The sequence below is a fragment of the Burkholderia sp. MSMB1588 genome (genome assembly GCF_001546925.1).
GTDB classification, from domain to species: domain Bacteria; phylum Pseudomonadota; class Gammaproteobacteria; order Burkholderiales; family Burkholderiaceae; genus Burkholderia; species Burkholderia humptydooensis.
This window is the reverse complement of sequence record NZ_LNJS01000001.1, coordinates 2,036,246-2,055,487: the sequence shown is the minus strand read 5'-3', so window position 1 is coordinate 2,055,487 and position 19,242 is coordinate 2,036,246. Positions and strand designations below refer to the sequence as shown.

Annotated in this window: 18 protein-coding genes; 16 read left to right on the top strand and 2 right to left on the bottom strand. The window is 67.3% G+C overall.

Going from position 1 to position 19,242, the window contains the following annotated elements; translation table 11 throughout:
* The first annotated feature begins 1 nt into the window (after position 1).
* The 3 genes from WS92_RS21015 to WS92_RS21005 are packed head-to-tail and all read left to right on the top strand — an operon-like array spanning position 2 to position 2,776.
* Entirely contained in the window at positions 2 to 892 is an 891-nt protein-coding gene (locus WS92_RS21015) for a peptidoglycan DD-metalloendopeptidase family protein (RefSeq protein ID WP_059934663.1), read from the top strand.
* An 11-nt stretch (positions 893 to 903) separates the two neighbouring features.
* A complete protein-coding gene (gene rpoS / locus WS92_RS21010; protein WP_006026973.1) occupies positions 904 to 1,992 on the top strand; it encodes an RNA polymerase sigma factor RpoS in 1,089 nt (362 codons plus the stop codon).
* Positions 1,993 to 1,999: 7 nt separating this feature from the next.
* Positions 2,000 to 2,776, top strand: coding sequence for a 3'-5' exonuclease (locus WS92_RS21005; RefSeq protein WP_059934664.1), 777 nt, complete (start codon positions 2,000 to 2,002; stop codon positions 2,774 to 2,776).
* A gap of 76 nt (positions 2,777 to 2,852) precedes the next feature.
* Here WS92_RS21005 and WS92_RS21000 read toward each other — a convergent pair whose 3' ends face one another.
* Positions 2,853 to 3,713, bottom strand: coding sequence for an endonuclease/exonuclease/phosphatase family protein (locus tag WS92_RS21000; protein WP_059934665.1), 861 nt, complete (start codon positions 3,711 to 3,713; stop codon positions 2,853 to 2,855).
* 76 nt (positions 3,714 to 3,789) lie between these two features.
* Here WS92_RS21000 and rlmD point away from each other — a divergent pair, with 76 nt between their 5' ends.
* A complete protein-coding gene (gene rlmD, locus WS92_RS20995; protein WP_059934666.1) occupies positions 3,790 to 5,193 on the top strand; it encodes a 23S rRNA (uracil(1939)-C(5))-methyltransferase RlmD in 1,404 nt (467 codons plus the stop codon).
* Positions 5,194 to 5,274: 81 nt separating this feature from the next.
* On the opposite strand, the gene WS92_RS20990 is transcribed toward rlmD, so the two are convergent.
* Positions 5,275 to 5,973, bottom strand: coding sequence for a Bax inhibitor-1/YccA family protein (locus tag WS92_RS20990; RefSeq protein ID WP_059934667.1), 699 nt, complete (start codon positions 5,971 to 5,973; stop codon positions 5,275 to 5,277).
* 248 nt (positions 5,974 to 6,221) lie between these two features.
* Between WS92_RS20990 and ndk the strand changes: the two genes are divergently transcribed.
* The 12 genes from ndk to hflC all read left to right on the top strand — a co-directional run bounded on the left by ndk (position 6,222) and on the right by hflC (position 19,237).
* The gene (gene ndk, locus WS92_RS20985; RefSeq protein WP_006026968.1) at positions 6,222 to 6,647 is read left to right on the top strand and encodes a nucleoside-diphosphate kinase; all 426 of its coding nucleotides are present in this window, start codon (positions 6,222 to 6,224) and stop codon (positions 6,645 to 6,647) included.
* 43 nt (positions 6,648 to 6,690) lie between these two features.
* Positions 6,691 to 7,827 carry a dual-specificity RNA methyltransferase RlmN gene (gene rlmN / locus WS92_RS20980; RefSeq protein WP_059934668.1) on the top strand — a complete coding sequence of 379 codons (1,137 nt, stop codon included), beginning with the start codon at positions 6,691 to 6,693 and terminating at the stop codon, positions 7,825 to 7,827.
* 147 nt (positions 7,828 to 7,974) lie between these two features.
* Positions 7,975 to 9,057 carry a helix-turn-helix domain-containing protein gene (locus WS92_RS20975; RefSeq protein ID WP_059934669.1) on the top strand — a complete coding sequence of 361 codons (1,083 nt, stop codon included), beginning with the start codon at positions 7,975 to 7,977 and terminating at the stop codon, positions 9,055 to 9,057.
* Positions 9,058 to 9,150: 93 nt separating this feature from the next.
* A complete protein-coding gene (gene ispG / locus WS92_RS20970) occupies positions 9,151 to 10,455 on the top strand; it encodes a flavodoxin-dependent (E)-4-hydroxy-3-methylbut-2-enyl-diphosphate synthase (RefSeq protein ID WP_059934698.1) in 1,305 nt (434 codons plus the stop codon).
* A 19-nt stretch (positions 10,456 to 10,474) separates the two neighbouring features.
* Positions 10,475 to 11,815: a histidine--tRNA ligase gene (gene hisS / locus WS92_RS20965; RefSeq protein ID WP_059934670.1), complete on the top strand. Its 1,341-nt coding sequence runs from the start codon at positions 10,475 to 10,477 to the stop codon at positions 11,813 to 11,815.
* A gap of 52 nt (positions 11,816 to 11,867) precedes the next feature.
* Complete coding sequence (locus tag WS92_RS20960; RefSeq protein WP_006026963.1) at positions 11,868 to 12,497, top strand: tetratricopeptide repeat protein; 630 nt, start codon at positions 11,868 to 11,870, stop codon at positions 12,495 to 12,497.
* Positions 12,498 to 12,541: 44 nt separating this feature from the next.
* The gene (gene bamB, locus WS92_RS20955; protein ID WP_006026962.1) at positions 12,542 to 13,687 is read left to right on the top strand and encodes an outer membrane protein assembly factor BamB; all 1,146 of its coding nucleotides are present in this window, start codon (positions 12,542 to 12,544) and stop codon (positions 13,685 to 13,687) included.
* A 276-nt stretch (positions 13,688 to 13,963) separates the two neighbouring features.
* Positions 13,964 to 15,301: a ribosome biogenesis GTPase Der gene (der, locus tag WS92_RS20950; RefSeq protein WP_059934671.1), complete on the top strand. Its 1,338-nt coding sequence runs from the start codon at positions 13,964 to 13,966 to the stop codon at positions 15,299 to 15,301.
* A 134-nt stretch (positions 15,302 to 15,435) separates the two neighbouring features.
* Positions 15,436 to 15,675, top strand: coding sequence for an RNA chaperone Hfq (hfq, locus tag WS92_RS20945; protein WP_004192796.1), 240 nt, complete (start codon positions 15,436 to 15,438; stop codon positions 15,673 to 15,675).
* 70 nt (positions 15,676 to 15,745) lie between these two features.
* Positions 15,746 to 16,909, top strand: coding sequence for a GTPase HflX (gene hflX / locus WS92_RS20940; RefSeq protein WP_170963104.1), 1,164 nt, complete (start codon positions 15,746 to 15,748; stop codon positions 16,907 to 16,909).
* Between the two features lie 45 nt (positions 16,910 to 16,954).
* A complete protein-coding gene (gene hflK / locus WS92_RS20935) occupies positions 16,955 to 18,322 on the top strand; it encodes an FtsH protease activity modulator HflK (protein WP_041861656.1) in 1,368 nt (455 codons plus the stop codon).
* 15 nt (positions 18,323 to 18,337) lie between these two features.
* On the top strand, positions 18,338 to 19,237 hold the full coding sequence (gene hflC / locus WS92_RS20930) for a protease modulator HflC (RefSeq protein ID WP_006026957.1): 900 nt from the start codon (positions 18,338 to 18,340) through the stop codon (positions 19,235 to 19,237).
* The last annotated feature ends 5 nt before the right edge of the window (positions 19,238 to 19,242 follow it).

Below are 19,242 nucleotides of genomic sequence, written 5' to 3'. Positions count from 1 at the left end.
TATGCTGCGCGCGATGCAAAACAATCGTTCGAAGGTTCCGCTCTCGCTCGCTCAGCGCGCGATTTGCATGGCGGCGTTCACGCTGCTCGCCGCGTGCGCGACGCGGCTCGACCAGGCGCCCGTCGTCGACCGTTCCGGCTCGCTCGGCACGACCGCCGCCGCGCAGCCGCCCGCGCCGCTGCCGCCTGCGCCTCCGGGTTACTACCGGGTGAAGCCGGGCGACACGCTTTATCGGATCGCGCTCGAGAACGGCCAGAACTATCGCGACATCGCCGCGTGGAACAACCTGACGAACCCGAACCAGATCGAAGTCGATCAACTGCTGCGCGTGTCGCCGACCGCGGGCGGCGCGACGGCGGCCGCACCGGTCGCGGGCGCCGCGGTCACGCCGCCGCTGTCGAGCGGTCCGTCGAGCGGCTCCGCCGCGGTGCCGCCGATCTATGGCTCCGGTTCCAGCGCGAGCGCCGCGCCGACTGCGCCGGCCGCGACCGCGCCGACCGAAACGGGCGCGCTCGCCGCGAGCAGCAACGTGTCGTTTGCGTGGCCGGTGCGCGGCGCGCTGCTCAACACGTTCGACGATTCGAAGAACAAGGGGATCAACATCGGCGGCCCGGCCGGCGAGGCCGTGAAGGCCGCCGCGGATGGCCGCGTGGTATACGCGGGCAACGGGCTGCGAGGCTATGGCAACCTCATTATCATCAAGCACGACGCAACTTATCTCACGGCGTATGCACACAATCGCGCTTTGATGGTAAAAGAGGGGGACGCGGTGACGAAAGGCCAGAAGATCGCAGAGATGGGCAACAGCGATTCCGACCGCGTGATGCTGCATTTCGAGGTTCGCCGGCAGGGTAAACCTGTCGATCCGCTGAAGTATTTGCCGCCTCAATAAACGAGACGACCATGCCGAAATCGAAGCGCCACGATCCGCAAGCCGAGTCTGAGAAGATCAGTCGAGCCACGCAAGCATCGGCGGAGCGAGCTGGCGCTTCGACGGACGAGGACGAAGACGCTGCCGACAGCGAACGCGACTACGAGCCGCGCGACGCGGATTCGGACGATTCGGGCGAAGGGCGCAGCGACGCGGCCGACGCGTCGCCTGATCTGGACGACTTCCGGGCGCTTCTGCAGGCGGAGCTCACCGCCGACACGATCCAGCACTACCTGAACCGCATCAGCGTGAAGCCGCTGCTGACGGTCGAGGAAGAGCAGCGCTATTCGCGGCTCGCGAAGGCGGGCGAATTCGAGGCGCGGCAGGTGATGATCGAGCGCAACCTGCGGCTCGTCGTCAGCATCGCGAAAGGCTATCTGAATCGCGGCGTGCCGCTCCTCGATCTGATCGAAGAGGGCAACCTCGGGCTCATGCACGCGATCGAGAAATTCGATCCGACGCGCGGCTTTCGCTTCTCGACATATGCGACCTGGTGGATCCGCCAGAGCATCGAGCGCGCGATCATGAATCAGGCGCGCACCGTGCGGCTGCCGGTGCACGTGATCCGCGAGCTGAACCAGGTGCTGCGCGCGAAGCGACATCTGGAGAAGAACTCGCTGTCGACGGGCGCGGCGGCCGAGCGCCGCGAGGCGAGCATCGACGACATCGCGTATCTGACCGGCAAGACGGCCGAGGAAGTCACCGACATCCTCGCGCTGAACGAGCACACCGCGTCGCTCGACGCGCCGCTCGATCTCGATCCGGCGAGCAGCCTGCTCGATCTGCTGCCCGACGACCAGAGCCAGTCGCCCGACGCTGAGGTTCAGCACCGCGAACTGGAGACGCTGACGCGCGCGTGGCTGTCGCGCCTGTCCGACAAGCATCGCCACGTGATCGAGCGGCGCTTCGGCCTCAACCATATCGAACCCGCGACGCTCGAGGAGCTTGCCGACGAGATGGGGCTGACCCGCGAACGGGTCCGCCAGATCCAACAGGAAGCGCTCGTGCGGCTCAAGCGGTTTTTTGCCTCCAACGGCGTGCGCAAGGACGCCGTTCTGTAATTCATCGATGACACCGATTCTGGTTTTTGACATCGAGACGATTCCCGATGTCGACGGCATTCGCCGTCTCGAAGATCTGCCCGCCGACCTCGCCGACGCCGAAGTGGCCGAGCACGCGTTCGCCGCGCGCCGCGAGAAGACGGGCAGCGATTTCCTGCCGCACCATCTGCAACGGATCGCGGCGATCTCGTGCGTGTTCCGCGACAGCAACGGCTTTCGCGTGCGCTCGCTCGGCACGCCGGGCGACCCGGAAGCGACGCTGGTCCAGTCGTTCTTCCGGGTGATCGAGAAGTACACGCCGCAGCTCGTGTCCTGGAACGGCGGCGGCTTCGATCTGCCGGTGCTGCATTACCGCGCGCTCGTGCACGGCGTCGCGGCGCCGCGCTACTGGGACATGGGCGAGGACGATCGCGACTTCAAGTGGAACAATTATCTGTCGCGTTACCACACGCGGCATCTGGACCTGATGGATCTGCTCGCGCTCTACCAGCCGCGCGCGAGCGCGCCGCTCGACGCGCTCGCGAAGCTATGCGGCTTCCCGGGCAAGCTCGGGATGGACGGCAGCCAGGTGTGGACGGCATTCCAGGAGGGGCGAATCGAAGAGATTCGCAATTACTGCGAGACCGACGTCGTGAACACGTACTTGCTGTATTGCCGGTTCCAGCAGATGCGTGGCAGCCTGTCGCCCGCCGAATACGCGGAGGAGATCGTGCTCGTGAAGAACGCGCTCGTGCAGGAGCCGGCGCCGCACTGGGCCGAATACCTCGCCGCGTTCGGCGCGTGACGCGGCGCGCGATGCGCAACGCGTGACGGGGACGTCGCGCTTTCCGTTCATCTCGATCCGCTTGCGCATCGCCCGGCTACGCGTCGCTCAATTCGAGCACGATCGGCTGATGATCCGACGCGCGCACCGCGCCGTCGATCTCGCAGCGTGATATGCGGTGCGCGAGCGTATCGGTGACGAACACGAAATCGCAGGTCATCGGCCCTTCGTGCCATTGCACGGTGTCGTAGACGCCCGCCGTCATCGGCGGCGTCTTGCCCGGATGGCGCGCGAGCCATGCGTCGACGAAGCGCGGCGCGTCCGGAAACGGCGCGAGAAAGCGCCGGTACGCGTCACTGCGGTACGCGCTGTTGAAGTCGCCGCAGACGATCGCGTCGGCCGCGCGCGCGGACGGCGCGAAAGGGCCCGTCGGCGTTTCCGGCGGCGCGCTCTCGCGTGCGTGCGCGGCCGCCTCGCGATGCAGGCGTCGCAGCGCATCGACCTGCGCGAGCCGCTGCCGCGCCGAGTAGTACTCGAGATGCGTGACGACGACGCGCAGCGGCCCGAACGGCGCGCGCAGCGTGACTTCGAGCGCGCAGCGCGGCATCGACGGCGCAGCGGCGCTCGCGGGCCACGGCAGCGCGTGGCGCATCGCGCGCTCGACGGGCAGCCGCGTCGCGAGCGCGTTGCCGAATTGCCGGCGCGGCGCGCCCGGCTCGAGCGGCGGCAGATCGACGCCGATCGCATCGAACACCACGTAAGCTGGCAATAGCGCGCCCAGTTCGGCATACTGATCGCCGGACGGCCCGCCTGGCAGCGCGTGAAAGCCGCGCGTGACTTCCTGCACGCACAGCACGTCGAAATCGCCGAGGCCGCGCGCGGCGTCGACGGTGCGCGCGAGGTCGACCGTGCCGTTCGCGTCCCGTCCCCATTGGATGTTCCAACTGATGAGTCGCATCGTCGAATCTCCATTGCATGGCGGCCGTTCGTCTACAATCTCGCCTTTCCCCACAATCGTTCGTCAGGAAAAGCTGGTGTCAGAAGCCGTCCCTCTCTCCACGCGCCGCGCGTCCCATGCGGGCGCCGCGCCTGATCGCGCCCCGGTTCTCGATATCGATTCGCTCGACATGGAAGCGCGAGGCGTCGGCCGCGTCGTCGACGAAAACGGCGAGCCCGGCAAGGTGATTTTCGTCGAGGGCGCGCTGCCCGGCGAGCGCGTCACCTATTCGAGCTTTCGCCGCAAGCCGACCTACGAGCAGGCGCAGGTCGTCGATATTCTGCGCCCGAGCGTGATGCGCACGCAGCCAAAATGCGCGTTTTTCGGCACCTGCGGCGGCTGCTCGATGCAGCATCTCGACATGCGCGCGCAGGTCGCGATCAAGCAGCGCGTGCTCGAAGACAATCTGTGGCATCTCGCGAAGCTGCGCGCCGAGGCGATGTTCGCGCCGATTCACGGCCCGTCGTGGGGCTACCGCTATCGTGCGCGCCTCACCGTGCGCCACGTCGCGAAGAAGGGCGGCGTGCTCGTCGGCTTCCACGAGAAGAAAAGCAGCTACGTCGCCGACATGACGAGCTGCGAAGTGCTGCCGCCGCACGTGTCGGCGATGCTCGTGCCGCTGCGCCGGCTCGTCGAGCAATTGTCGATCCGCGATCGCATGCCGCAGATCGAGCTCGCGGTCGGCTCGCAGGTGACGGCGCTCGTGCTGCGCGTGCTCGAGCCGATCGACGCGGCCGACGAGGCGCTCCTGCGCGAATTCGCGGACGCGCACCGCGTGCAGTTCTGGCTGCAGCCGAAAGGGCCGGATACGGCTGCGCCGTTCTATCCGCTCGACGTGCGGCTCGACTACACGCTGCCCGAATTCGGGATCCGGATGCCGTTCAAGCCGACCGATTTCACGCAGGTCAATCACCAGATCAACCGCGTGCTCGTCGGCCGGGCGCTGCGCCTGCTCGCGCCCGAGCGCGGCGACCGCGTGCTCGACCTGTTCTGCGGAATCGGCAATTTCACGCTGCCGCTCGCCCGGCTCGCGCGCGAGGGCGAGGTGGTCGGGATCGAGGGCAGCGAGACGCTGACGTCGCGCGCGCTCGCGAACGCGAAGGAAAACGGCGTCGACGGTCATACGTCGTTCGCGTGCCGCAACCTGTTCGAGGTGACGGCGGACGATCTGCGCGCGCTCGGCGCATTCGACAAGTTCCTGATCGATCCGCCGCGCGAAGGCGCGCTCGCGGTGTCGAAGGCGCTCGCCGAGATCGCGCAGAGCAGTGAAGGGCCGCTGCCCGCGCGGATCGTCTACGTGTCGTGCAATCCGTCGACGCTCGCGCGAGACGCGGGTCTCCTCGTGCACGAGGCGGGTTATCGGCTCAAGGGCGCGGGTGTCGTCAACATGTTCCCGCACACGTCGCACGTCGAATCGATCGCGCTCTTCGAGCGCGGCTGACGCGGAATGCGGGCGGCGCGCGCATGAAAAAACCGGCCCGAGGCCGGTTTTTCGTGACGCGCGGCGACGTGTCGCCGAGCTTCAGTTCCGGTTGCCGCCGAAGATGCCGAGCAGCGCGAGCAGGTTCGTGAACACGTTGTACAGATCGAGGTAGATCGCGAGCGTCGCGCTGATGTAGTTGGTCTCGCCGCCGTTCACGACGCGCTGGACATCGAACAGCATGTACGCCGAGAAGATTACGATCGCGAGCACCGACACGGTCAGCATCAGCGCCGGCAACTGCAGGAACATGTTCGCGACCATCGCGAGCAGCAGCACGATCACGCCGACGAAGAGCCATTTGCCTAGGCCGGAGAAGTCGCGCTTGCTGACGGTTGCGACCGTCGCCATCGCGGCGAAGATCACGCCGGTGCCGCCGAACGCGAGCATGATGAGCGAAGGGCCGTTCGAGAAACCGAGGATGAAGCTCAACAGGCGCGACAGCATCAGGCCCATGAAGAACGTGAAGCCGAGCAGCACGAACACGCCGGCCGAGCTGTTCTTCGTGCGCTCGATCGCGAACATGAAGCCGAACGCGATCGCGAAGAATGCGAGGAGGCTCATTATCGGGCTCGTCGCGGCGAACCGCGAGAAACCCGTCGCGACGCCGGCCCACGCGCCGAGCACGGTGGGCACCATCGACAGCGCGAGGAGCCAGTAGGTATTGCGCAGTACGCGGTTGCGGGTCTCGGCGGTGCTGATCGCGCCGCCGCGGCCGAAGTTGTACGGATAATCGTTCATGGTTTCTCCTAGCATGGAACGTGGCGGCACCGCCGGCGGGCGACGCGCTTGTTGCGCCGCAAAAAACCGTGAAGCCGCTACCCCTATGATGGGTTTCGACGGCGGAGGTTTCAACGCCTTGGCGCCTGCGAAACACGAAGTATTAGAACCTTTCTGCCGTGTAAGGGTTCAATCGCAATGATACACGGGATCGTGTTACAATAACGGATTCATTTGGAACTGTAACCTCTTAATTTCTTGGAGTTTTTATGGCACTCGAGCGCACCCTGTCGATCATCAAGCCGGATGCGGTGGCGAAGAACGTGATCGGCCAGATCTACAGCCGTTTCGAAAACGCCGGCCTGAAGATCGTGGCGGCGCGCATGGCGCACCTGTCGCGCGCCGATGCGGAGAAGTTCTACGCCGTGCACGCCGAGCGTCCGTTCTTCAAGGATCTCGTCGATTTCATGATCTCGGGCCCGGTGATGATCCAGGTGCTGGAAGGCGAGGACGCGATCCTGAAGAACCGCGACCTGATGGGCGCGACGGATCCGAAGAAGGCGGAAAAGGGCACGATCCGCGCCGATTTCGCGGACAGCATCGACGCGAATGCCGTGCACGGCTCGGACGCGCCGGAAACGGCGCGCGTCGAGATCGCGTTCTTCTTCCCGGAAATGAACGTCTACTCGCGCTAAGCTGGTCAGGGTCCGGCGCGTTCGGCGGCAAGGCAGGGCAATCATGGCGGGCGAAACCATCGTCAATCTACTCGACCTCGACGCCGAGGGGCTCGTCGCGTATTGCGGCAGCCTCGGCGAGAAGGCGTTTCGCGCTAAGCAACTGCAGCGCTGGATCCACCAATACAACGCGGCCGATTTCGACGGGATGACCGATCTCGCGAAATCGCTGCGCGAGAAGTTGAAGGGGCGCGCCGTGATCGGTACGCCCGACATTCTGAGCGATCACCTGTCGGCCGACGGCACGCGCAAGTGGCTCATCAACGTCGGCAACGGCAATGCGGTCGAGACGGTGTTCATCCCCGAGGAGACGCGCGGCACGCTGTGCGTGTCGTCGCAGGCGGGGTGTGCGGTCAATTGCCGCTTCTGCTCGACCGGCAAGCAGGGTTTTTCCCGCAATCTGTCGACGGGCGAGATCGTCGGGCAGTTGCGGATGGCGGAATTCGCGCTGCGCGCGTCGCTCGGCCGCGCGCCCGGCCCGAACGGAAAGGCCGAGCGGGTGGTCACGAACGTCGTGATGATGGGCATGGGCGAGCCGCTTCTCAATTATTCGGCGGTCGTGCCCGCGATGCGCCTCATGCTCGACGATAACGCGTACGGCCTGTCGCGCCGGCGCGTGACGCTGTCGACGTCGGGCGTCGTGCCGATGATGGACCGGCTCGGCGCGGAGCTGCCCGTCGCGCTCGCGGTGTCGCTGCACGCGCCGAACGACGCGCTGCGCGACGAGCTCGTGCCGCTCAACAGGAAGCATCCGCTGCGCGAACTGATGGCCGCGTGCCAGCGCTATCTGAAGGTCGCGCCGCGCGATTTCATCACGTTCGAATACTGCATGCTCGACGGCGTCAACGATACGCAAGCGCATGCGCGCGAGTTGCTCGCGCTGACGCGCGACGTGCCGTGCAAATTCAATCTGATTCCATTCAATCCGTTCCCGGAATCGGGGCTCGTGCGCTCGAAGACAGAGCAGATCAAGCGCTTCGCGCAGGTTCTGATCGACGCCGGCATCGTGACGACGATCCGCAAGACGCGCGGCGACGACATCGACGCCGCCTGCGGGCAACTGGCGGGCGCGGTCAGGGATCGCACGCGCCTTGCCGAGCGGACGGGGACGACGAAGGTTATCGAGGTCCGGGCGGTTTGATGGGGATGTCCGGGCCGGTAGTGAAATGCGCGTAAAGCGATCGGGGGCGGCGCGCGGCGCCGCGCAGTGTGTGACAACGGTGGTGTTGCGGGCCCGGCCGGAGCTGGCGCGGGCGTGCAGGCAAGAAGAATCGACGCGAGGATGAGGATGAGCGAACCGCAGCCGTCAAAGGGCCCAGAGACGAACGCAGGCGAGAAACCGGCGGCGGCCGGCGGCGGCATTGCGTCGGTCGCGGCGGTGGGCGCACGGCTCGCGGCCTTGCGTGAGTCGAAGGGATGGTCGGTTGACGACGTGTCCGCGCGGCTGAAGGTCGCGGCGCCGAAGCTGCAGGCGCTCGAGGCGGGCGATACGAGCCGGTTGCCGGGCACGACGTTTGCGCTCGGCCTCGTGCGCAGCTACGCGAAGATGCTCGGCGTCGATCCGGAGCCGTTCGCGCAGGCGCTGCGCCGCGAGAAGGGCGCGCCCGAGGTCGATCTGTCGATGCCCGCTTCGGCCGGCACCGATCTGCCGCGCGGCCGGGTGTCGATCCCGCTCGGCGGCTCGTCGCGCGGCCGGCCGTGGCTGTGGGCGGTTGCGGCGGTCGTCGTCGCGCTCGTCGCGGCGGCGATGTGGCGCACGGGCGGCGAATCGTCGAACTGGCTCGCGCGCTTCAAGTCGAGCGGCGCGGGCGAGGCCGCGTCGGGCACGCACGCGCAGCAGGAAGGCACCGCGTCCGATCTGCCGGCGAGTGCGGCGGTGTCGGGCACGGTGACGCAGGCGGGCGCGATCGCGGCGCCCGCGACGCAGCCGATCGGCGGCGCATCGGCGAGCGTGCCGGCCGCGGGCTCGGCGCCCGTCGTCGCGAGCGCGGTGGTCGTGCCGCCCGCTTCGACGCCAGTTGCCGTCGCGCAACCGGCGCAACCCGCGCAGCCGGCGCAAGTGACGCAGCAGCCGGCCGCGCCGGCGGCCGACGGCGCGAGCGCAGCCGTCGCGGTCGCGACCGGCCAGTCGGTCGTCGCGCTGAAGGTCGCGCAGGACTGCTGGTTCAGCGTGCGCGACAAGAACGGCAAGGAGCTGTTCTCGGCGCTCGTGCGCGCCGGCGAGACGAAGCAGGTCGCGGGCGCCGCGCCGCTCAAGGTCACGATCGGCAACAAGGCCGGGCTCGAATCGGTCGCTTTCGACGGCAAGCCTGTCGATCCGGCAAAATACTCGACGGCTCGGGGCAACGTCGCGCGTTTCGCATTGCCCTGACGGCAAGCGCCCCGCGGCCGGCCCGGTCGCGGCGCTTTTCCCTTTCGCGCGCAGCCGGGCAGGCGGCGCGCTTGGCGTAAATTGGATCTATCGATGCAATCCGAAGCTCAATCCCCACGCAGCAGTCAGATTTGTTCAACCGAGCCGGTATTCGGCGGGCATGCGCCGCGGCGCGTGTCGCATGCGGTCGACGTCCGCTGGGGCGGCACGCTCGTGACGATCGGCGGCGCGGCGCCCGTGCGCGTGCAGTCGATGACGAACACCGACACGGCCGACGCGATCGGCACCGCGATCCAGGTGAAGGAGCTCGCGAACGCGGGCTCCGAGCTCGTGCGCATCACCGTGAACACGCCGGAGGCCGCCGCCGCCGTGCCGGCGATCCGCGAGCAGCTCGACCGGATGGGCGTGTCGGTGCCGCTCGTCGGCGATTTCCACTACAACGGCCACCTGCTGCTGCGTGATTATCCGGGCTGCGCGGAGGCGCTGTCGAAGTACCGGATCAACCCGGGCAACGTCGGCCAGGGCGCGAAGCGCGATTCGCAGTTCGCGCAGATGATCGAAGCCGCGATCAAGTACGACAAGCCGGTGCGAATCGGCGTGAACTGGGGCAGTCTCGATCAGGATCTGCTCGCGCGGATGATGGACGAGAACGGCGCGCGCGCGAAGCCGTGGGAAGCGCAGAGCGTGATGGTCGAGGCGCTGATCCAGTCGGCGATCGGCTCCGCCGAGCGCGCGGTCGAGCTGGGCCTCGGCCGCGACAAGATCGTGCTGTCGTGCAAGGTGAGCGGCGTGCAGGACCTGATCGCCGTGTACCGCGAGCTGTCGCGCCGCTGCGGCTTCGCGCTGCACCTCGGCCTGACCGAGGCGGGCATGGGCTCGAAGGGCATCGTCGCGTCGACGGCCGCGATCGGCGTGCTGCTGCAGGAAGGCATCGGCGACACGATCCGCATTTCGCTCACGCCGGAGCCGGGCGCGGCGCGCACGGGCGAAGTGGTGGTCGGCCAGGAAATCCTGCAGACGATGGGGCTGCGCTCGTTCGCGCCGATGGTCGTCGCGTGTCCGGGCTGCGGGCGCACGACGAGCACGCTGTTCCAGGAGCTCGCGCTGCAGATCCAGACATACCTGCGCGAGCAGATGCCGGTGTGGCGCGACGAATATCCGGGCGTCGAGAAGATGAACGTCGCGGTGATGGGCTGCATCGTCAACGGCCCGGGCGAGTCGAAGCACGCGAACATCGGCATCAGCCTGCCGGGCTCGGGCGAGAATCCGGCCGCGCCCGTGTTCGTCGATGGCGAGAAAGTGAAGACGCTGCGCGGCGAGCGCATCGCGGAAGAGTTCCAGCAGATCGTGAGCGACTACGTCGCGCGCACCTACGGCCGCGCCGCGGTCCAGAATTAATTCGTCCACCGTATTTCAGATGACAGAACAAAAGCGAAAGCTCGAGAAGCTGACGGGCGTGAAGGGCATGAACGACATCCTCCCGCAGGATGCCGGCTTGTGGGAATTCTTCGAAGCGACGGTGAAGTCGCTGCTGCGCGCGTACGGCTATCAGAACGTCCGAACGCCGATCGTCGAGCACACGCAGCTCTTCACGCGCGGCATCGGCGAAGTGACCGACATCGTTGAAAAGGAGATGTACAGCTTCGTCGACTCGCTCAACGGCGAGCACCTGACGCTGCGTCCCGAGAACACCGCGGCCGTCGTGCGCGCGGCGATCGAGCACAACATGCTGTACGACGGTCCGAAGCGGCTGTGGTACCTCGGGCCGATGTTCCGCCACGAGCGCCCGCAGCGCGGCCGCTATCGCCAGTTCCATCAGGTCGGCGTCGAGGCGCTCGGCTTCGCGGGCCCGGACGCGGACGCGGAAATCATCATGATGTGCCAGCGCCTGTGGGACGATCTCGGCCTCGCCGGCATCAAGCTCGAGATCAACTCGCTCGGCCTCGCCGAGGAGCGCGCCGCGCACCGCGTCGAGCTGATCAAGTATCTCGAGCAGCATGCCGAGTCGCTCGACGACGATGCGCAGCGCCGCCTCTACACGAACCCGCTGCGCGTGCTCGACACGAAGAATCCGGCGCTGCAGGAGATCGTGCAGAACGCGCCGAAGCTGATCGATTTCCTCGGCGACGCGTCGCGCGCGCACTTCGAGGGCCTGCAACGGCTGCTGAAGGCGAACAACCTGCCGTTCACGATCAATCCGCGCCTCGTGCGCGGGCTCGACTACTACAACCTGACCGTGTTCGAGTGGGTGACCGACAAGCTCGGCGCGCAGGGCACGGTCGCCGCGGGCGGCCGCTACGATCCGCTGATCGAGCAACTGGGCGGCAAGCCGACCGCCGCGTGCGGCTGGGCGATGGGCGTCGAGCGTATCCTCGAGCTCCTGAAGGAAGAGAACCTCATGCCGGAGCAGGAAGGCGTCGACGTGTACGTCGTCCACCAGGGCGACGCCGCGCGCGAGCAGGCGTTCATCGCCGCCGAGCGCCTGCGCGACACGGGCCTCGACGTGATCCTGCATTGCAGCGCGGACGGCGCGGGCGCGAGCTTCAAGTCGCAGATGAAGCGCGCGGACGCGAGCGGCGCGGCGTTCGCGGTGATCTTCGGCGAAGACGAGGTCGCGAACGGCGCGGCGAGCGTGAAGCCGCTGCGCGGCGCGGGCGCAGACGGCGAGAAGAACGTTCAGCAGTCCGTGCCGGTCGAAAGCTTGACCGAATTTCTAATCAATGCGATGGTTGCAACCGCCGAAGACGGCGACGACTGATCGCGGCGCATCCGCTCGACAAAAAGCGTGTACAGGAAGGAATCGCTAGGCGATGAGTTATCACGACGAACAAGAATCGATTGAAAACCTGAAGGCGTGGTGGGCCCGGTGGGGCGATCTGACGACCTGGATCGCGATCGCCGTTCTTGCCGCCGCGGCCGCCTGGAACGGCTGGAACTACTGGCAGCGCCGTCAGGCGTCTCAGGCGGCCGTGCTCTATGAGCAGGTGCAGCAGGCCGTCCAGTCGAACGACAAGGCGAAGGTCTCGCGCGTCGCGTCCGACATGGAAGACAAGTTCGGCGGCACCGCCTATGCGCAGATGACGGCGCTCGAGGCGGCGAAGGCGCTGTACGGCGCGGGCGATGCGGCGGGCGCGAAGGCGCAACTGCAGTGGGCCGCCGATCACGCGAAGGACGACGAGTACAAGCAGATCGCGAAGCTTCGCCTCGCGTCGTTGCTGCTCGACGAGAAGGCGTACGATGCGGGCCTCGCGCTGCTGTCGGGCACGCCTTCGGACGCGTTCAAGGGCGCCGTCGCCGATCGCCGCGGCGATCTGCTCGCCGCGCAAGGCAAGAGCGACGATGCGAAGGCGGCGTACAAGCTCGCGCTCGACGCGCTGCCGAAGGACGACGCATCCGCTCGTCAACTCGTGCAGTTCAAGCTGGACGCGCTCGGCGGCTGAGCGCCCACGCTTTCGTTTTACAACTTAACTTTGCTTCGCTATCGATGAATCTGCTGAAACGTTACGCTGCACCCGTTGCCTGCGCGGCGGCCGTCCTGGTTCTCGCGGCCTGTTCGTCAACGAAGGACGCGCGCCGCGTGCCGACGCCGCTCACCGAGTTCAAACCCGTGCTCGACGTGCAGCAGGTGTGGAAGGCGAGCGTCGGCAAGGGCGGTCGCTATTCGTTCTCGCCCGTCGCGGTGGGCGATGCGGTGTATGTCGCCGGCGCGAACGGTTCGGTCGAGAAGATCGACGCGAAGACGGGCCAGGAAGTCTGGCGCGCGAAGATCGGCTCCGACCTGTCGGCGGGCGTCGGCAGCGACGGCAACCTGACCGCGGTCGGCGCGCTGAAGGGCGGCGTGTTCGTGCTCGGCCCGGACGGCAAGCAGTTGTGGAAGAGCACCGTGCAGGGCGAGATCTTCTCGCCGCCGCTCGTCGGCAACGGTCTCGTGATCGTGCGCACGATCGACGGCCAGGTGATCGCATTCGCCGCGCAGACGGGCGAGCAGAAGTGGACTTACCGCAACCGCGCGGTGCCGCTCAACCTACGCGTGTCGGCCGGCATGACGTTCGCGGGCGACGCCGCGGTGCTCGCGGGCTTCCCGGGCGGCGGCCTCGTCGCGTTGAACCTGCAGACGGGCGAGCCGTTCTGGCAGACGCCCGTGTCGTTTCCGAAGGGCGTGACCGAAGTCGAGCGGATCAATGACGTGACGGGCGCGCCGACGCTCGTCGGCGCCGAGACGTGCGCGGTGACGTTCCAGGGCCAGCTCGGCTGCTTCGATGCGAACTCGGGCCGCCCGCTGTGGGAAAAGGCGTTTTCGAGCCGCAGTGGCGTCGCGCAGGACGATACGGCCGTCGCGGGCGGCGACGACTGGTCGGTCGTGTCGGCTTACGACGTCGCGACGGGCAAGGAGCTCTGGCGCAACGACAAGCTGAAGAGCCGCGACGTCGGCGTGCCGTACCTGCTCGGCCGCGCGGTCGTGCTCGGCGATTACAAGGGCTTCGTGCACTTCCTGTCGCGCGACGACGGCACGTTCGTCGCCCGGATGAAGACGGACGGCAGCGCGATCGCCGCGGCGCCCGTGCTCGCCGGCAACACGCTCGTCGTCCTGACGCAGGACGGCGGCGTATACGGTTTCCGTCCGCGCTAAGCGCGCGACGTTTTTCGCGCGGCCGTGCGCTTAGCCGGCCGCGCGTCGCATTTTTTGCGCGCGCGCTCGGCGTTGGCCGGGCGGGCGCGGCCCGGCGGCGCGGCATCGCGCGATCGGCGGGCAGCCGGGAGCGAATCGAAAAAAATGAGCGGCGCGACACGTATGCCGCCGCCTGCGCGCCGACGCGGCGCGAATTCGTGCTAATTTCCATCAAGCGCAGCCGCCTGCGGCATGCGGGCTCACCGCCGCTGCGTTTCACGTAGACGACATCATCAGATGAAACCGGTCATTGCCCTCGTTGGGCGCCCCAATGTGGGGAAATCCACGCTGTTCAACCGGCTCACGCGCTCGCGCGATGCGCTGGTCGCCGATCTGCCCGGCTTGACGCGCGATCGCCATTACGGCGAGGGGCGGGTCGGCGCGCGGCCGTACCTCGTCGTCGACACGGGCGGCTTCGAGCCCGTCGCGAAGGACGGCATCCTGCACGAGATGGCGCGGCAGACGCGTCAGGCGGTCGAGGAGGCGGACGTCGTCGTGTTCATCGTCGACGGACGCAACGGCCTCGCGCCGCAGGACAAGTCGATCGCCGATTACCTGCGCAAGACCGGCCGGCCGATCTTCCTCGTCGTCAACAAGGCCGAGGGGATGAAATACACGGCGGTCGCGTCGGATTTCTACGAGCTCGGCCTGGGCGACCCGCGCGCGATCTCGGCCGCGCATGGCGACGGCGTGACCGACATGATCAACGAGGCGCTCGAAGGCGCGTACGCGGGCCAGCCGGAAGAGAGCGAAGAGGACGCCGCCGCGCGCGGCACCAAGATCGCGATCGTCGGCCGGCCGAACGTCGGCAAATCGACGCTCGTCAACACGCTGATCGGCGAAGACCGCGTGATCGCATTCGACATGCCGGGCACGACGCGCGATTCGATCTACGTCGATTTCGAGCGCAACGGCAAGCAGTACACGCTGATCGACACGGCGGGCCTGCGCCGCCGCGGCAAGGTGTTCGAGGCGATCGAGAAGTTCTCGGTCGTGAAGACGCTGCAGTCGATCTCCGACGCGAACGTCGTCATTCTGCTGCTCGATGCGCAGCAGGACATCTCCGACCAGGACGCGCACATCGCGGGCTTCGTCGTCGAGCAGGGGCGCGCGCTCGTCGTCGGCGTGAACAAGTGGGACGGGCTCGACCCGCACGTGCGCGAGCGCACGAAGGCGGATCTCGCGCGCAAGCTGAAATTCCTCGATTTCGCGAAGTTCCACTTCATCTCGGCGGCGGAGAAGACGGGCATCGGCGCGCTGATGCGCTCGGTCGACGACGCGTATGCGGCCGCGATGAAGAAACTGCCGACGCCGAAGCTCACGCGCGCGCTGATCGAGGCGGTCGAGTTCCAGCAGCCGCGCCGCCGCGGCCCGGTGCGGCCGAAGCTGCGCTATGCGCACCAGGGCGGACAGAACCCGCCCATCATCGTGATCCACGGCAACGCGCTCGACGCCGTGACGGAAACGTACAAGCGCTATCTCGAGAATCGTTTCCGAGAAACTTTCTCGCTGACGGGCACTCCATTGCGCATAGAGTTCCGCTCGTCGACGAACCCGTATGCCGACAAGGACTGAGCGGCGCGCGCCGCGTCGGCCGGTCGGCAGAGCCGGGCGGGGCGGACAAAATCGGCTATAGTGTAGCGATTGGCGGCGGCTCTCTTTTTCTTCGCCCCAATCTAGTTCAACCTGCAAAAAAGATGGAGTACGCCATGAGCAACAAAGGGCAATTGTTACAAGACCCGTTTTTGAACGCACTGCGTAAAGAGCACGTGCCGGTTTCGATCTATCTCGTCAACGGCATCAAGCTCCAAGGGAACATTGAATCGTTCGACCAGTACGTCGTGTTGCTCCGGAACACAGTTACCCAGATGGTTTACAAGCACGCCATTTCGACGGTCGTGCCGGCGCGTCCGGTGAACTTCCACCCGGATGCGGAAGCAGCGTCCTAACCCATGCCGCGGCTGGCTTGCGTCGCCGCCGGCAGCCGATGCCAGCCGCCTTATCTTGACGTCCGATAATTTGATCAACGCAGCGTTAGTGGGCATCGATTTCGGCAAGACCGATTTCGAAGCCAGTCTCGAAGAACTCAGCCTGCTCGCCTCCAGCGCGGGCGCCCATCCCGCCGTCACGCTGACGGGCCGCCGCGCGAGTCCCGACGCCGCGATGTTCGTCGGCAGCGGCAAAGCCGAGGAACTGCGGCTTGCCTGCGAAGCGAACGACGTAGAAATTGTCATCTTCAATCACGCGCTCGCACCCGCCCAGCAACGCAATCTGGAGCGAATGCTTAATCGGCGCGTCGTCGACCGCACGAGCCTCATTCTCGACATCTTCGCGCAACGCGCGCGCAGCCACGAAGGCAAATTGCAGGTCGAGCTCGCGCAACTGCAGTATCTCGCGACCCGGCTGATTCGGGCCTGGACCCACCTCGAGCGGCAAAAGGGTGGCATCGGCCTGCGCGGCCCCGGCGAAACGCAGCTCGAAACCGACCGCCGGCTGATCGGCGAGCGCATCAAGATGCTGAAGTCGCGGCTCGACAGGCTGCGCCGCCAGCATCACACGCAGCGCCGGCAGCGCGCGCGCAGCGGCGCGATGTCGGTGTCGCTCGTCGGCTATACGAACGCGGGCAAATCGACGCTCTTCAATGCGCTGACGAAAGCGCAGGCCTATGCGGCCGACCAGTTGTTCGCGACGCTCGACACGACGTCGCGGCGCGTGTATCTCGGCGACGAGGTCGGGCAGATCGTCGTGTCCGATACCGTCGGCTTCATTCGCGAACTGCCGCACCAACTCGTCGCGGCGTTTCGCGCGACGCTCGAGGAGACGATCCACGCGGATCTGCTGCTGCACGTCGTCGACGCGTCGAGCGCGGTGCGGCTCGAGCAGATCGAGCAGGTCAACGACGTGCTGCGCGAAATCGGGGCGGACTCGATCCGCCAGGTTCTCGTGTTCAACAAGATCGATGCGGTGCCCGAGCTCGCGGCCCGCGGCGGCGCGGTCGAGCGGGACGAGTATGGTAATATTTCGCGCGTCTTTTTGAGCGCGCGCACGGGCCAGGGTCTGGATTCGCTGCGTGCCGCCATCGCCGAGATCGCTACCGCGGAACATCTTGTCGGCGCCGTGCCGCTCGGCGGCGCGCCGGCGCAACCACACGAAGACCACCCGGTTTCCGAACACGGGCGCTGACGGCTGCGGCCGATCGAGTTGCTCCAATCTGGTGAACAAATACAGGTGAACGATTACAACGAGCGGAGTACCTGGCGGCGAATGCGCGCCTTGCTGTCGATCAACGATCCCCGCTGGGGACGCGGCGGCAACGGCGACAAGCCGCGCGCGAACGAATCGAAACGCCCGAACGGGCGCGACGACGGCCCCCCGGATCTCGACGAAATGTGGCGGAACTTCAACCGTCGCCTGAGCGGCTGGTTCGGCGGCAAGGGCGGCGGCAACAACGGCTTTCGTCCCGACAACGGGCGTGCCGCGCGCGTCGGCGTTGGCATTGTCACGGGCGTGCTGATCGCGATCTATCTCGGCAGCGGCATCTTCATCGTTCAGGATGGCCAGACGGGCGTCGTGCTGCGCTTCGGCGAATACAAAGGCTCGGTCGGCGACGGCGTTCACTGGCGCCTGCCGTATCCGTTCGAATCGCACGAGATCGTCGACACCGCGCAGGTGCGCTCGATCGAGATCGGTCGCAACAACGTCGTGCGGCTCGCGAACGTGAAGGACGCGTCGATGCTCACGCGCGATGCCGACATCGTCGACGTGCGTTTCGCCGTTCAATATCGGGTCGGGTCCCCGACCGATTACCTGTTTCGCGCCGTCGACCCCGAGCGCAGCGTGTCGCAGGCCGCACAGGCGGCGGTGCGCGAGATTGTCGGCGCGAAGCGTGCTGAAGACGTGCTCGCGCAGGATCGCGACGCGCTGCGCGATGCGCTCGCGAAGGCGATCCAGCGCGACCTCGACCGCTATCGCACGGGCCTCGTCGTGACCGGCGTGACCGTGCAGAGCGTGGCGCCCCCCGAGCAGGTGCAGGCGGCCGTCGACGACATCGCGAAGGCGCGCCAGGACAGCGAGGCCGCGAAGAACGCCGCGCAGGCGTATGCGAGCGAATTGCTGCCGCGCGCGCAGGGCGACGCGGCGAAGATGGTCGACGACGCGAAGTCTTACGCCGAGCGCGTCGCCGCGCAGGCCGAGGGCGACGCGGAGCGCTTCAAGCAGGTCTACGCGCAGTACTCGAAGGCGCCCGCGGTGATTCGCGAGCGGATGTACCTCGAGACGATGCAGGAGATCTATTCGAACACGACGAAGGTGTACGTCGGCAACAAGGCGGGCAACAGCGTGCTGTATCTGCCGCTCGACAAGATCGTCGAGGCGGGGCGCCAGCGCGCGGCCGAGGCGGCGAGCGCCGCCGCCGCGACGCCTGCGAGCGGCGCGCAAGCGCCCACGCCCGCGTTTTCCGCGCCGGCATCGGCCGCGGCTGCCGCGAGCGCGCCGCGCGCGTCGGCGCCCGCCGCGGCGAGCCCGGCGTCCGGCAGCGATTCGCTGCGCTCGCGCGAGGCGTTCCGCAGCCGTTCGCGCACCGACGATCTGCAGTAACGAGGAGCGCTTTACATGAACCGAATCATCGCGCTCGTCGTAGCGATCGTCATCGTCGCGCTGGTGGCTTCGTCGACGGTGCTCGTCGTCGATCCGCGCCATACGGCCGTGCTGTCGTCGCGCGACGGCGACACGCCGGCGCTCGCCGGCCCCGGCCTGCATTTCAAGCTGCCGCAGCCGTTGCAGACGGCGACGCTCGTCGACGTCCGCGTGCAGACGCTCGACTCGGCCGATCCGCTGAGCCTCGCGACGAAGGACAAGAGCGACGTGCTCGTGAGCCCCGTCGTCAAATACCGGATCGCCGACGTGCTCAAGTACTACAGGGAGACGGGCGGCGCGCCGCGCGGCGAGGTCGATCGCCTGACGGCGGCGGCCAGGGGCGCGCTCGGCGCCGCGTTCGCGAAGCGCGATCTCGACGACGCGCTCGGCAGCCAGCGTGCGATCGCCGACGATGCGAAGCGCGCGCTGCAGGCCGACGCGGCGCCGCTCGGCATCGACGTCGTCGACGTGCAACTGACGCGCGTCGACCTGCCCGCCGCGCAGGCGGACGGCGCGTATCAGCGGATGACGGCCGAGCTGCAGCGCGAGGCCGAGCGCGAGCGCGCGGAAGGTGCGGCGCAGGCGGAAGAAATCAAGGCGGACGCGGCCCGGCAGCAGCAGACGATTCTCGCGGAAGGCTACAAATCCGCGCAGTCGATCAAGGGCGAGGGCGACGCGAAGGCCGCGTCGATCGCCGCCGACGCGTTCGGCCGCGATCCGCAGTTCTACCAGTTCTACGCGAGCCTGCAGGCGTATCGGAACAGCTTCAAGCCGAACGACGTGATCGTCGTCGATCCGGACAGCGAGTTCTTCCGCTTCATGCGCAGCCCGACGGGCGGCGCCGCGGCGCCGGCTGCCGCGCCCCGCAACCGTTGATGTGC